The sequence below is a fragment of the Streptomyces sp. NPDC038200 genome, assembly GCF_055600785.1.
Window position 1 is genome coordinate 79,932 of the sequence record NZ_JBVJYH010000028.1, and the last position, 11,881, is coordinate 91,812.

Annotated in this window: 14 protein-coding genes; 7 read left to right on the top strand and 7 right to left on the bottom strand. The window is 71.4% G+C overall.

Going from position 1 to position 11,881, the window contains the following annotated elements; translation table 11 throughout:
- Positions 1–14: 14 nt before the first annotated feature.
- The 3 genes from ACZ7KF_RS37750 to ACZ7KF_RS37760 all read right to left on the bottom strand — a co-directional run bounded on the left by ACZ7KF_RS37750 (position 15) and on the right by ACZ7KF_RS37760 (position 2,826).
- On the bottom strand, positions 15–749 hold the full coding sequence (locus tag ACZ7KF_RS37750; protein ID WP_471085883.1) for a transglycosylase SLT domain-containing protein: 735 nt from the start codon (positions 747–749) through the stop codon (positions 15–17).
- Between the two features lie 299 nt (positions 750–1,048).
- On the bottom strand, positions 1,049–2,134 hold the full coding sequence (locus tag ACZ7KF_RS37755) for an S-adenosylmethionine:tRNA ribosyltransferase-isomerase (protein WP_471085886.1): 1,086 nt from the start codon (positions 2,132–2,134) through the stop codon (positions 1,049–1,051).
- A complete protein-coding gene (locus ACZ7KF_RS37760; RefSeq protein WP_471085889.1) occupies positions 2,131–2,826 on the bottom strand; it encodes an SDR family NAD(P)-dependent oxidoreductase in 696 nt (231 codons plus the stop codon). The genes ACZ7KF_RS37755 and ACZ7KF_RS37760 overlap by 4 nt, the downstream gene beginning before the upstream one ends.
- Before the next feature lie 229 nt (positions 2,827–3,055).
- Between ACZ7KF_RS37760 and ACZ7KF_RS37765 the strand changes: the two genes are divergently transcribed.
- The 3 genes from ACZ7KF_RS37765 (at position 3,056) to ACZ7KF_RS37775 (ending at position 5,250) form a co-directional block, all read left to right on the top strand.
- Positions 3,056–4,201 (top strand): GAF domain-containing sensor histidine kinase, encoded by a 1,146-nt coding sequence (locus ACZ7KF_RS37765; RefSeq protein WP_471085892.1) that lies wholly within the window; start codon positions 3,056–3,058, stop codon positions 4,199–4,201.
- On the top strand, positions 4,194–4,835 hold the full coding sequence (locus ACZ7KF_RS37770) for a response regulator (RefSeq protein ID WP_471085895.1): 642 nt from the start codon (positions 4,194–4,196) through the stop codon (positions 4,833–4,835). Before ACZ7KF_RS37765 ends, ACZ7KF_RS37770 begins: the two co-directional genes overlap by 8 nt.
- Before the next feature lie 169 nt (positions 4,836–5,004).
- Positions 5,005–5,250 carry a chaplin gene (locus ACZ7KF_RS37775; protein WP_225828158.1) on the top strand — a complete coding sequence of 82 codons (246 nt, stop codon included), beginning with the start codon at positions 5,005–5,007 and terminating at the stop codon, positions 5,248–5,250.
- A gap of 63 nt (positions 5,251–5,313) precedes the next feature.
- Here the strand turns inward: ACZ7KF_RS37775 and ACZ7KF_RS37780 are convergent, their stop codons facing one another.
- Complete coding sequence (locus ACZ7KF_RS37780) at positions 5,314–6,102, bottom strand: hypothetical protein (RefSeq protein ID WP_471085898.1); 789 nt, start codon at positions 6,100–6,102, stop codon at positions 5,314–5,316.
- 151 nt (positions 6,103–6,253) lie between these two features.
- On the opposite strand from ACZ7KF_RS37780, the gene ACZ7KF_RS37785 reads away from it, so the two are divergent.
- From ACZ7KF_RS37785 to ACZ7KF_RS37795, 3 genes are all read left to right on the top strand, one after another.
- Positions 6,254–7,051: an ABC transporter ATP-binding protein gene (locus ACZ7KF_RS37785; RefSeq protein WP_471085901.1), complete on the top strand. Its 798-nt coding sequence runs from the start codon at positions 6,254–6,256 to the stop codon at positions 7,049–7,051.
- A 59-nt stretch (positions 7,052–7,110) separates the two neighbouring features.
- Positions 7,111–7,542: an NfeD family protein gene (locus tag ACZ7KF_RS37790; protein ID WP_471085904.1), complete on the top strand. Its 432-nt coding sequence runs from the start codon at positions 7,111–7,113 to the stop codon at positions 7,540–7,542.
- 123 nt (positions 7,543–7,665) lie between these two features.
- Positions 7,666–8,625, top strand: coding sequence for an SPFH domain-containing protein (locus ACZ7KF_RS37795; RefSeq protein ID WP_471085907.1), 960 nt, complete (start codon positions 7,666–7,668; stop codon positions 8,623–8,625).
- Positions 8,626–8,736: 111 nt separating this feature from the next.
- Here ACZ7KF_RS37795 and ACZ7KF_RS37800 read toward each other — a convergent pair whose 3' ends face one another.
- The 3 genes from ACZ7KF_RS37800 to ACZ7KF_RS37810 all read right to left on the bottom strand — a co-directional run bounded on the left by ACZ7KF_RS37800 (position 8,737) and on the right by ACZ7KF_RS37810 (position 10,778).
- Positions 8,737–9,243, bottom strand: a complete 507-nt coding sequence (locus tag ACZ7KF_RS37800) for an HNH endonuclease (RefSeq protein WP_471085910.1) — start codon at positions 9,241–9,243, stop codon at positions 8,737–8,739.
- A 168-nt stretch (positions 9,244–9,411) separates the two neighbouring features.
- Positions 9,412–9,951: a YbhB/YbcL family Raf kinase inhibitor-like protein gene (locus tag ACZ7KF_RS37805; RefSeq protein WP_471085913.1), complete on the bottom strand. Its 540-nt coding sequence runs from the start codon at positions 9,949–9,951 to the stop codon at positions 9,412–9,414.
- A 44-nt stretch (positions 9,952–9,995) separates the two neighbouring features.
- Positions 9,996–10,778, bottom strand: a complete 783-nt coding sequence (locus ACZ7KF_RS37810; protein WP_471085916.1) for a sporulation protein — start codon at positions 10,776–10,778, stop codon at positions 9,996–9,998.
- 100 nt (positions 10,779–10,878) lie between these two features.
- Here ACZ7KF_RS37810 and ACZ7KF_RS37815 point away from each other — a divergent pair, with 100 nt between their 5' ends.
- On the top strand, positions 10,879–11,529 hold the full coding sequence (locus ACZ7KF_RS37815) for a DNA-3-methyladenine glycosylase (RefSeq protein WP_471085919.1): 651 nt from the start codon (positions 10,879–10,881) through the stop codon (positions 11,527–11,529).
- Positions 11,530–11,881: the final 352 nt, after the last annotated feature.

The window sequence follows — 11,881 nt, forward strand, 5'->3', positions numbered from 1 at the left end:
TCCCGCGCCAGGCCTCAGTACGCGCTGTTGACGTTGTCGATCGAGCCGTACCGGTGGGCCGCGTAGTTGGCGGCGGCGGTGATGTTCGCGACCGGGTCGTAGATGTTCCAGGAGGTGCCGGCGACGTGGTAGGCGGTGAACGTCGGCGGGATGACCTGGAGCAGGCCCTTGGACGGGATGCCGTTGACGGCGTTGACGTCCCAGTTGTTGATGGCCATGGGGTTGCCGGAGGACTCCCGCATGATGTTGCGGTGCAGGCCGTTGTAGCTGCCCGGGATGCCCTTGGACTTCATGATGCCCAGCGCCTGCCGGATCCAGCCGTCGAGGTTGTTGGAGTACGTCTTCGCGGCGACCGGCTCCATCTGCAGGCGCTGCACGGAGCGGGTGGCGGCCTGGGCGACGCGCGCCTGCGCGGCCCGCTTCGCGGCGGCCTGCTGCACGGCGGCGGCCTCGGCGGCCTTCTTGGCGACGGCGGCGTCGGCGGCCTTCTTCTGCGCCGCGAGGGTGTCGAGCTTGACGCTCTCGGCGGCGAGCTGGCCGGTGATCGTGCCCTTGACGTTGTGCAGGACGGTGCCGGTGGCGACCTGCGTGGCCGTGGCCGGGGCGCCGGTGGTGACGGTCTCGGCGTTGCTGGGGGCGGCCGAGAGCACGAGGGCGGCGGTGCCGAGCGCGGCGACGCCGGCGACGGCGATCTTGTGCTGCTTGGTCAGGGTACGACTATGAGCACGAGCGAGGATGTTCTTGGGCATGGCTGATGGACCTCTTCGGATAGCGCGGAGGTCGCTCCTGCGTCCGCCGGAGGAATCGGCTCCTCCCGCACGAACGCCGCTGGTCTGAACCTGCGGCGCTGAGCGACGGAAGCCATTCTTAGCGGGCGCAAAATGCCCAGGCAAAGGTGTGACATACGATGCTGGATAGTGGATCAGGGAAGGGCAAAATGGGACAGACAGGACCGTCTGTCCCGTTCATGCGGGGCGGTTTATCTCCTATGCCCTTTCGTACGTGATGCAGGCCCTATGCGCGGGCTCACATGGAATTGCGGACTACCTCACCGCGAGTTGCCATCGCAATGCTGTGTGTGAGGGTTCTCCTCCGGGAGGATGAGGTGGACGTCGCCGAACTCGTGCCACAGGTAGAGCTCCCGCAGCGCCTCCTCGTACGCCCGGTCGACCGCCGCCCGGCCGGCCACCGCCGCCAGCATCAGCAGATGCGAGGCCTCCGGCTCGTGCAGCCCGGTCAGCAGCCCGTCCACCACCCGCACCCCGCGCTCGGGCGTGACCACCAGATCCGTCCACCCCTCGGCCGCCCGCACCACCCCCTCCGGCCCCGCCGCCGACTCCACCGCCCGCACGGCCGTCGTCCCGACCGCGATCACCCGGCCGCCCCCCGCGCGCACGCCGTCGATCAGCCGCGCCGAGGCCTCCGGCACCGCGAACCGCTCCGGATACGGCGGCTCGTGCGCCTCCGCCGACGAGACCCCCGTGTGCAGCGTGACCGGCGCGAACTGCACGCCCCGGCTCACCAGCTCGGTCACCAGCCGCGCGGTGAAGGGCCGGCCCGCACTCGGCATCTCCGCACTGCCCGCCCCGTCCGGCGACGGCAGCGCGAACACCGTCTGATACACGGACAGCGGCTGGTCCCGCCGCGTATAGGAGTAGCGAATGGGCCGCCCGTGCTCCCACAGCACCTCCCGCACGTCCGCCCCGGCGGCCCGCGCCCACCACAGCCGCTCCCCGCGGGCGCTCAGCGGCTCCTCCAGCACCAGCCGGCCACCGCCCGGCAACGACACCCCCGCCCCCGCGTGCGAACCCGCACGCGCGCGTGTAGTACCGCGTCCGTCCGGCTCCCGCAGTTCGACCGCCCACCGTCCGTCGTCCCCGCGGGTGGAGAAATGCACCACCACGCGCGCGTGCCCGAGCCGCCCGTCCACCGCGGCGGCCAGCGTCGGCGAGGTGTTCACCACCAGCACATCCCCCGCCCGCAGCAGGCCGGGCAGCTCACGGAACGCGTGATGCGCCACCTGCGTACCGCACGACACCAGCAGCCGTACGGCGTCCCGGCCGAGCCCCGGCCCCCGCTGCTCGGCCGGCACGCGCGCGGACAGCTCCTCCGGCACCCGCACGGTGGTCGTCACCGCCCCTCCACCAGGGCCGGCGCCGCGTACCGCCCGCTCGCCGGCCGCTCGTCCAGCAGCCGCAGGAACGCCGGGACGACACCGGCGGGCGCCGGCCGCGGACCGTCGTCGTCCGGTACGGCCGCCGCATACAGGTCCGTCGCCATGTCCCCGGGATCCACCGCCCACACCCTGAGCCCCGGCTCCTCCGCGCCGAACACCGCGACGAGCCGGTCCAGGGCCGCCTTCGAGGCGCCGTAGCCGCCCCACGTCTCGTACGCCTCCACCGCGGCGTCCGAGCTGACCGCGATCACCGCGCCCGCCGGCGCGGCCCGGAGCAGCGGCAGCGCCTCCTGGACGAGGCCCAGCGCCGCCACCACGTTCACCTCCAGCGCCCGCCGCAGTCCCTCCAGCGGCAGCTCCGCCAGCCGCACCAGCGGCTCGGCACCCAGCGCGCTCGCGTTGCTCACCACCAGATCGACACCGCCCAGCCGCCACGCAGCGGCCACCAGGTCGGCCCGGTGCCGGCCGTCCGCGACGTCCCCCGGCAGCTCCACCACCCGCGCGCCGAGCCCCGTCACGGCCGCCGCGGCCGCCCGCAGGGCGTCGGCGCCCCGGGCGTCGAGCACCAGATCCCAGCCGCGGGCGGCGAGCGCCTCCGCGAGCGCCCGCCCCAGGCCCTTCGAGGCCCCCGTGATGATCGCCACCGGCATGACTACCGTCCCCTCGTCGCTCACCGCCCCCGCCGGGCGGCTGACCACAACGTAGGAACCGCACCGCCCGGGCCGCCTCGGACGCGGGCCGCAAACCCCCGGGGTCCTTCGGCGTACGCCCCGGGCCCCGGTCCGCCGGGCCTACGCCGCCCGCCCTAGGCCCAGCGGACCGGGTCCCGCCGTCACAGGCCCGATCCGCGCTGTCACACCCCGCCGGTACCGTGAGGACATGAGTCAAGGCCCCCGGTCCGGCCTCGCCGCGGTGAGTTCCGCGCTGCTGGCCATGAGCAGGCATCTGGAGGTGCGCGACGTCCTCAAGACGATCGTCGCCTCCGCCCGCGAACTGCTCGATGCGCAGTACGCCGCCCTCGGCGTCCCCGACGACCACGGGGGCTTCGCCCAGTTCGTCGTGGACGGGGTCAGCGAGGAGCAGTGGCGCGCCATCGGCCCGCTGCCGCGCCAGCACGGCATCCTCGCCGCGATGCTGCGCGAGGCGAAGACCGAGCGCCTCGCCGACGTGCGCAAGGACCCCCGCTTCGAGGGCTGGCCGTCCGCCCACCCCGACCTGGTCGACTTCCTGGGCCTGCCGATCAAGGACGGCGAGGAGGTCCTCGGGGCACTGTTCCTCGCCAACAAGATCTGCCCCAGGCCGGAAGGCGGCTGCGGCTTCACGGAGGAGGACCAGGAACTGCTCTCCATCCTCGCCCAGCACGCCGCCATCGCCCTCACCAACGCCCGGCTGTACGAGCGCAGCCGCGAACTGACCATCGCCGAGGAGCGCTCCCGCCTCGCCCACGAACTGCACGACGCGGTCAGCCAGAAGCTGTTCTCGCTGCGCCTGACCGCGCAGGCGGCGGCCGCGCTCGTCGACCGCGACCCCGCCCGGGCCAAGGGCGAACTGCACCAGGTGGCCTGCCTCGCCGCCGAGGCCGCCGACGAACTGCGCGCCGCCGTCGTGGAGTTGCGGCCCGCCGCACTGGACGAGGACGGCCTGCTCGCCACCCTGCGCACCCAGACACAGGTCCTCGACCGCGCCCACACCGCGCGCGTGACCTTCACCAGCAACGGCTTCCGCGCGCTGCCCGCGGCCCAGGAGGAGGCCCTGCTCAGGGTCGCCCAGGAGGCCCTGCACAACGCCCTGCGCCACTCCGGCGCGGGGCAGGTCGACGTGAGCGTGGAGCGGCGCGGCGGCGGAGCCGTCCTGCGCGTCACCGACGACGGCAGCGGCTTCGACCCCTCGGCGGTCCGCCGCGCCGGCCGCCACCTCGGCCTGGTCTCGATGCGGGACCGGGCCGGCGGGGTCGGCGGCTCACTGAGCGTGGAATCGGCGCCCGGCAAGGGCACCACGATCGAGATGGAGGTCCCCGGTGGATGAACCGATCAAGGTGCTGCTGGTCGACGACCACCAGGTCGTCCGCCGGGGCCTGCGCACCTTCCTGGAGGTGCAGGACGACATCGAGGTCGTCGGCGAGGCCGCCGACGGCACCGAGGGAGTCGCCCGCGCCGAGGAACTGCGGCCCGACGTCGTCCTCATGGACGTGAAGATGCCGGGCATGGACGGCATCGGTGCCCTGCGCCGACTGCGCGAACTCGGCAACCCCGCGCGCGTGCTGATCGTCACCAGCTTCACCGAGCAGCGCACGGTCGTCCCGGCCCTGCGCGCCGGCGCCGCCGGCTACGTCTACAAGGACGTGGACCCCGACGCCCTCGCCGGCGCCATCCGCTCCGTGTACGCCGGGCACATCCTGCTCCAGCCCGAGGTCGCCGACGTCCTGCTCTCCCAGGAGGAGGCCGGCACCGGACAGGGAAGAGGGGGCTCGCTCACCGAGCGGGAGCGCGAGGTGCTCGGTCTGATCGCGGACGGCCGCTCCAACCGCGAGATAGCCCGCGCCCTCGTCCTCTCCGAGAAGACCGTCAAGACGCACGTCTCCAACATCCTGATGAAACTCGACCTCGCCGACCGCACCCAGGCCGCGCTCTGGGCCGTACGCCACGGCGTGACCGGCTGAAACGCCCTGCCCCACGCCTCACCCGCGGCACCACGGAGCGTCACGGTCCGGGCCGAGATTCATACCGTCGTGGGAATGTCACCCGGATGGCGCACCCTCCGGTGCTCTCCGCCGTTCTCCCGTGCGTGCCGCGGCGATCGCCGCGGTGAACGCCAAGGAGGGGTTGACAGTGAAGAACCTGAAGAAGGCGGCGGCCGTGACGATGGTGGCCGGTGGTCTGGTGGCCGCCGGTGCCGGCCTGGCCGCTGCCCACGGCGGCGCCCAGGCGGCCGGCGAGGCCCACGGCTCGCCGGGCGTCGTCTCGGGCAACGTCGCTCAGGTCCCGGTGCACGTGCCGGTGAACGCGGTCGGCAACAGTGTGAACGTCATCGGCGCGCTGAACCCGGCCTTCGGCAACCTCGGCCTCAACCGCTGAGGCCGGTCCGGCCACGCCGCCCGGAGCCCGGTCCGCCTCCCCGTCGGCGACCGGGCCCCACGGCTACCGCCCCCCGCGCTCCCGCTCCTCCACGAACGCGTTGTACGCCGCCACCTGCGCCCGCCGCGCCGTCCGCTCCACGGGCCGCAGCGCCGCTCCCCGGGCCGCCATCTCCGAGGCGCTCACCGCGCCCCCGTGCCCGTTGCCGTACGCCAGGGACACCAGCAGCCCCACCCGCTGCGCCAGCTCCAACACGCGCACCGCACGCGGCGGATACCCCGGGGCCAGCACCTCCCGCCCCCGCTCGGCCCGCGACCGGTAGGCGTCGATCGCCGCCTCCGCCACCGACCCCGACCCCGCGACGTCCAGCTTCGACAGCACCTCGGTCGCCTCCCGCAGGGCCTCCGCCAGCTCCCGCTCGGCCTCGCCCAGCGACGGCACATCGGCGGGCGGCGCCTCCCGCACCGCCAGCACATGCCAGACCACCTCGGCATGCACATCACCCGCGGGCCCCGCCTCGTACACCTCCGGCACCAGCCCGAAGGCGGCACCGTGACAGACCACCGCCTCCTCGGCCGCCAGCGCCCGCGCGTTGAACTCCGGCGGACCGCTCAGCCCCAGCGGGTGCCCCGGCGCGGGAAGCGCCACCCGCAACCCGCTCACCCCGAGCGTGCGCAGCCGCCCCAGCGCGAGCGTCAGCCCGACCGGCGCGGACTCTCCGGGCAGCCCCTCCACCCGGTGCACCGCGTCCTCGCCCACGATGGCGAGTGCGGCGTCATCCGGAGAGACAAGTCCGGCCAAGAGGGCATTTCCCCAAGCGGCGAGGCGTCCTGAACGCGGTTCCGAGAGCATGCCTCCACCCTAAGGACAGGACCGATGGAATGGAGCGGGGCACTCGTGGCGTAGATTTCATAAGGGCTGCGCCCACCGGCGCGGCGGACCCGAGCCACAGGCGTACGCGACAGCCGAGACCGGCCACACTGCAAGGGGAGACAACGCGCTCATGAGCGATGTTCTGGAGCTTCAGGACGTATCCGTGGTCCGCGAGGGCCGGGCTCTGGTGGACCAGGTCTCCTGGTCGGTGAAGGAGGGCGAGCGCTGGGTGATCCTCGGCCCCAACGGCGCCGGCAAGACCACCCTCCTGAACGTCGCCTCCAGCTACCTCTTCCCCAGCAAGGGCACCGCCACCATCCTCGGCGAGACCCTCGGCAAGCCCGGCACCGACGTCTTCGAGCTGCGCCCCCGCATCGGCGTGGCCGGCATCGCCATGGCGGAGAAGCTCCCCAAGCGCCAGACCGTCCTGCAGACCGTCCTCACCGCCGCCTACGGCATGACCGCGGGCTGGCAGGAACAGTACGAGGCCGTCGACGAGCAGCGCGCCCGCGCCTTCCTCGACCGCCTCGGCATGACCGACTACCTGGACCGGAAGTTCGGCACCCTCTCCGAGGGCGAGCGCAAGCGCACGCTGATCGCCCGCGCCCTGATGACCGACCCCGAGCTGCTCCTGCTGGACGAGCCCGCCGCCGGCCTCGACCTGGGCGGTCGCGAGGACCTGGTCCGCCGCCTCGGCCGGCTCGCGCGCGACCCCATCGCCCCCTCGATGATCATGGTCACGCACCACGTCGAGGAGATCGCCCCCGGCTTCACCCACGTCCTCATGATCCGCCAGGGCAAGGTCCTCGCCGCCGGCCCGGTCGAGCTGGAACTGACCTCCCGCAACCTCTCCCTCTGCTTCGGCCTCCCGCTCGTCGTGGAGCAGGTCGGCGAGCGCTGGACCGCCCAGGGTCTGCCCCTGTCCTGACCCTCCGCCCCTCTCCGCGCGCCCTGTCCGCCGCCCGACCAGGGCCCTACCATGACCCTGTGAACGACATCGACGCATGGGTGTGGTGGCTCGTCGGCGCGGCGGCGCTCGGAATCCCGCTCGTGGTCACCGCGATGCCGGAGTTCGGCATGCTGGCGGTGGGAGCCGTCGCGGCGGCGGTCGTCTCCGCCCTCGGTCTCGACGCGGTCATCCAGGTCCTCACGTTCGTCGTCGTCTCCGTCGCCCTCATCGCCGTCGTCCGGCCCATCGCGGCCCGGCACGGCAGACAGCGCCCCCAACTCGCCACCGGGATCGAGGCCCTGAAGGGCAGGCAAGCCGTCGTGCTGGAACGGGTCGACGCCTCCGGCGGCCGCATCAAGCTCGCCGGAGAGATCTGGTCGGCCCGCGCCCTCGACACCGGCCGCGCCTACGAAGTCGGCCAGGAGGTGGACGTCGTGGACATCGAAGGGGCCACCGCGATCGTCCTCTGAGGACAACTCGGCGAGAAAAACTCACGAGTTGCGCGACGGTCTGTCAGACTCGACCAGCAAGATCTTCAACAGTCATGAGATCTGCCGAAGTCGCCGAGGCGGAGAAGGGTACGGGGAACGACGATGGAACCGGTCATCATCGTCTTGATCATCCTGGTGGTGTTGGTCTTCATCGCCCTGATCAAGACCATCCAAGTCATCCCACAGGCGAGCGCCGCCATCGTCGAGCGCTTCGGCCGCTACACACGGACACTGAACGCGGGCCTCAACATCGTCGTCCCGTTCATCGACACCATCCGCAACCGCATCGACCTGCGTGAACAGGTCGTACCGTTCCCGCCGCAGCCGGTGATCACCCAGGACAACCTGGTCGTGAACATCGACACGGTCATCTACTACCAGGTCACCGACGCCCGGGCCGCCACCTACGAGGTCGCCAGCTACATCCAGGCGATCGAGCAGCTCACCGTCACCACGCTGCGGAACATCATCGGCGGCATGGACCTGGAGCGCACCCTGACCTCCCGCGAGGAGATCAACGCGGCCCTGCGCGGTGTCCTGGACGAGGCCACCGGCAAGTGGGGCATCCGCGTCAACCGCGTCGAGCTGAAGGCCATCGAGCCGCCCACCTCCATCCAGGACTCGATGGAGAAGCAGATGCGCGCCGACCGTGACAAGCGCGCGGCGATCCTCACCGCGGAAGGTACGCGCCAGGCCGCCATCCTCACCGCCGAGGGCGAGAAGCAGTCCCAGATCCTGCGCGCCGAAGGCGAGGCCAAGGCCGCGGCCCTGCGCGCCGAGGGTGAGGCACAGGCCGTCCGTACGGTCTTCGAGGCCATTCACGCCGGCGACCCGGACCAGAAGCTGCTGAGCTACCAGTACCTGCAGATGCTCCCGAAGATCGCCGAGGGGGACGCCAACAAGCTGTGGATCGTCCCCAGCGAGATCGGCGACGCCCTCAAGGGCCTCTCCGGCGCGATGGGCAACTTCGGTTCCCTGGGCGGCGGTTCGGGCAACAACGGCTCGTCGGGCAACGGCGGCAACGGCGGTTCGGAACGCCGCGAGAAGCCGAGCATCGACTAAGGGCCGCCGGAGCACGCCGGGTCCCTCCCCGCGCCCCCTCAGGGGCGTGGGGAACCGCGCGCGAGGCAACGGACAGCCCGCGGTCGCCGACCGGCGGGACCCGGCAGACGCCTAGGCCGCTTCCCGGGCGAGCCACTCGGGAAGCGCGGCGAAGTCCTCCTGGCCCAGCGCCAGGAGCATCGCATCGGCCGGTGTGGGCTCGAACGGCTCCTTCAGCAGAGCCATCCCCGCCTCCTCCGGAGTCCGGTTCGCTTTGCGGTGATTGTCCTCCGCGCAGGCGGCCACCGTGTTCAGCCACGTGTCCTGCCCGCCCTGCGACCGCGGCAGCACGTGGTCCACGGTCGTCGCCCGGCGCCCGCAGTACGCGCACCGGTGCCGGTCCCGGACCAGCACCCCACGCCGCGACCACGGCGCTTGTCTTCGGAACGGCACCCGTACGTACCGGCAGAGCCTGATCACCCGGGGCGCGGGTATGTCCACATCCGCACCGCGCATGCGCAGCTCGGGATGGGCCTGTTCGACCACGGCCTTGTCCTGCAGCACCAGGACCACGGCTCGGTTCAGAGTCACCGTCGACAGCGGCTCGAAGCTTGCGTTCAGGACCAACGTGTCACGCATCCAGCCCACCTCCCGTGCGCACCTGCCCGCCCCCCGGCGGGCTTGGATCAACTCTGGACGGGCGCGCCGAGATGGACAACGCAATAAAAAATGCCCGCCTCCGATCACTTCCAAGACCGGAGGCGGGCAAACGTTCCATGAACGCTCGGCTGAATCAGGGCGGTGCGGCTAGCCCTCCGCGGGGTTCTCGTACTCACCGATCAGCTGGGCGCGCGCGATGGCGTGGAACCGGAGGTTGAAGCCGACGACGGCCGGGGAGGCGTCCGCGTCCGGGCCGAGCTTCTCCTGGTCCACCGCGTACACCGTGAAGACGTAGCGGTGCGGGCCGTCCCCGGGCGGCGGCGCGGCACCGCCGAAGTCCTTCGTCCCGTAGTCGTTCCGCACGTGCACGGCCCCCGCCGGCAGCCCCTCGAACTTGCCGCTGCCCGCACCCGCAGGCAGCTCGGTCACCGAGGCCGGAATGTCGAACAGCACCCAGTGCCAGAACCCGCTGCCGGTCGGCGCGTCCGGGTCGTAGCACGTCACGGCGAAGCTCTTGGTCCCGGCCGGGAACCCTTCCCAGCGCAGCTGGGGGGAGGTGTTGCCCTCCGCGTGGACCTGGGCGCTCCGCAGCGTCGCACCCTCCTCGATGTCCTCGCTCGTCACGGTGAACGACGGCACGGGCGGATGGAAGGCGTGGGGGAGCGGCCGCCGCTTGAGCTCGGTCACCTCGGTACCTCCTGATCGATGATCTGGAACCAGCAGTCCTGAGCCTAGAACCAGTTGCGCTTGCTGCCGACCTCGGACAGCCACTGGTTGAGGTACGCCGCCCAGTCGGTCCCCTGCCAGTCGTTCAGACCGACCTGGAAGGACCGGTAGGTGTCCGAGCCCTCACTGAACAGACCCGGCTTCTTGTCCATCTCCAGGACGACGTCCATGGCGTGCTCGTCGGCCACGAAGCTCAGCTCGACCTGGTTCAGGCCCCGGTACTGCGACGGCGGGAAGAACTCGATCTCCTGGTAGAAGGGCAGCTTCTGCCGCGTACCCCGGATGTGGCCGCGCTCCATGTCCGCGTTCTTGAAGCGGAAGCCCAGCTGGATGAAGGCGTCCAGGATCGCCTTCTGCGCCGGCAGCGGGTGCACGTTGATCGGGTCCAGGTCGCCGGAGTCCACGGCCCGCGCGATCGCCAGCTCGGTGGTCACACCGATGTGCATCCCGCGCAGCGACTGTCCGTCGATCATGGTGACCGGCGTCTCCCAGGGGATCTCCAGCCCGAACGGCACCGCGTGCACGGCCCCCGCCTGCAGCTCGAAGGCACCGCCGAGGCTCACCTTCGTGAATTCGATGTCCTGCTTGTACTCCTGGTCGCCGCTCTCCACCTCGACCTTGGCCTGGAGGCCGACGGACAGCCCCTCGATGGCCTGGTTCACCGATCCGCCCTGGATCCGCACCTCACCCTGGACGACACCGCCGGGCACGACGTTGACCTCGGTCAGCACCGTCTCCACGGACGCCCCGCCGGCCCCCAGGCTCGCGAGCAGCTTCTTGAACGCCATGACTCTCCCTTTACGAATGGACCCTCGACCCGTACAAACGCGATCCGCCCCCGCTCGGTTCCGCCGGCACGGTGCCCCGTCTGGACTACCCTCGGAGGGCATGATCGCGCCCCCGGACCGTACGCCATTGCCTCGAGCCTTCTTCGACCGCCCGGTTCTGGAGGTCGCACCGGATCTCCTCGGTCGCATCCTGGTCCGCACGACCCCCGACGGCCCGATCGCGCTCCGCCTCACGGAGGTGGAGGCGTACGACGGCCCGAACGATCCCGGCTCGCACGCCTACCGTGGCCGCACCGCCCGCAACGCGGTGATGTTCGGTCCGCCCGGACATGTGTACGTCTACTTCACCTATGGCATGTGGCACTGCATGAACCTGGTCTGCGGACCCGAGGGCCGGGCGAGTGCCGTCCTGCTCCGCGCGGGCGAGGTGGTGGAGGGCGCCGAGCTGGCTCGCAAGCGACGTGTTTCGGCCCGCAACGACAAGGAACTGGCCAAGGGGCCGGCCCGGCTCGCCACGGCGCTGGAAGTGGACCGGGCACTGGACGGCACGGACGCGTGCACCTCCGGCGAGACACCGCTGCGCATACTGACGGGCGCGCCGACCCCCGCTGAGCAGGTACGCAGCGGTCCCCGCACCGGGGTTGCCGGAGAGGGCGGGAACGGCGACCTCCACCCGTGGCGGTACTGGGTCGGCGACGACCCGACGGTCAGCCCCTACCGGGCCCATGTACCGAGGCGGCGCCGAAGTTGACTCGGCTCGTAGGGATGCGTAATGTAGCCCGAGCCGCTGAACCGGGTACGGCGATCGCCTGCAGCCGGAGCGGCCAACCCACCACCTAGCTCCCACCCCCTCACCGGGGTCGTTTCTGGTGCGCCCGCGTACCCGAATTCGAACTCGCGAGACTCGATTATGAGTCGCCGAGGGAATCGGCTAGCGTAGTGAACGTCAAAAGGCCGGAGGCAAAAGCCGAAAAGCCCGTAGACAAACCCCGCCGACCGGGAATCGGAACCGAAAGGATCTGATAGAGTCGGAACCGCCGGAAAGGGAAACGCGGAAGCGGGAACCTGGAAAGCACCGAGGAAATCGGATCGAATGAAGATCT

What these genes read in the sequence shown, in the direction of transcription:
- ACZ7KF_RS37785 (WP_471085901.1), top strand. Translation starts at nt 6,254, where the DNA reads ATGAGCGATGTTCTGGAGCTTCAGGACGTATCCGTGGTCCGCGAGGGC.
- ACZ7KF_RS37795 (WP_471085907.1), top strand. Translation starts at nt 7,666, where the DNA reads ATGGAACCGGTCATCATCGTCTTGATCATCCTGGTGGTGTTGGTCTTC.
- ACZ7KF_RS37750 (WP_471085883.1), bottom strand. Translation starts at nt 749, where the DNA reads ATGCCCAAGAACATCCTCGCTCGTGCTCATAGTCGTACCCTGACCAAG.
- ACZ7KF_RS37765 (WP_471085892.1), top strand. Translation starts at nt 3,056, where the DNA reads ATGAGTCAAGGCCCCCGGTCCGGCCTCGCCGCGGTGAGTTCCGCGCTG.
- ACZ7KF_RS37815 (WP_471085919.1), top strand. Translation starts at nt 10,879, where the DNA reads ATGATCGCGCCCCCGGACCGTACGCCATTGCCTCGAGCCTTCTTCGAC.
- ACZ7KF_RS37810 (WP_471085916.1), bottom strand. Translation starts at nt 10,778, where the DNA reads ATGGCGTTCAAGAAGCTGCTCGCGAGCCTGGGGGCCGGCGGGGCGTCC.
- ACZ7KF_RS37800 (WP_471085910.1), bottom strand. Translation starts at nt 9,243, where the DNA reads ATGCGTGACACGTTGGTCCTGAACGCAAGCTTCGAGCCGCTGTCGACG.
- ACZ7KF_RS37780 (WP_471085898.1), bottom strand. Translation starts at nt 6,102, where the DNA reads ATGCTCTCGGAACCGCGTTCAGGACGCCTCGCCGCTTGGGGAAATGCC.
- ACZ7KF_RS37760 (WP_471085889.1), bottom strand. Translation starts at nt 2,826, where the DNA reads ATGCCGGTGGCGATCATCACGGGGGCCTCGAAGGGCCTGGGGCGGGCG.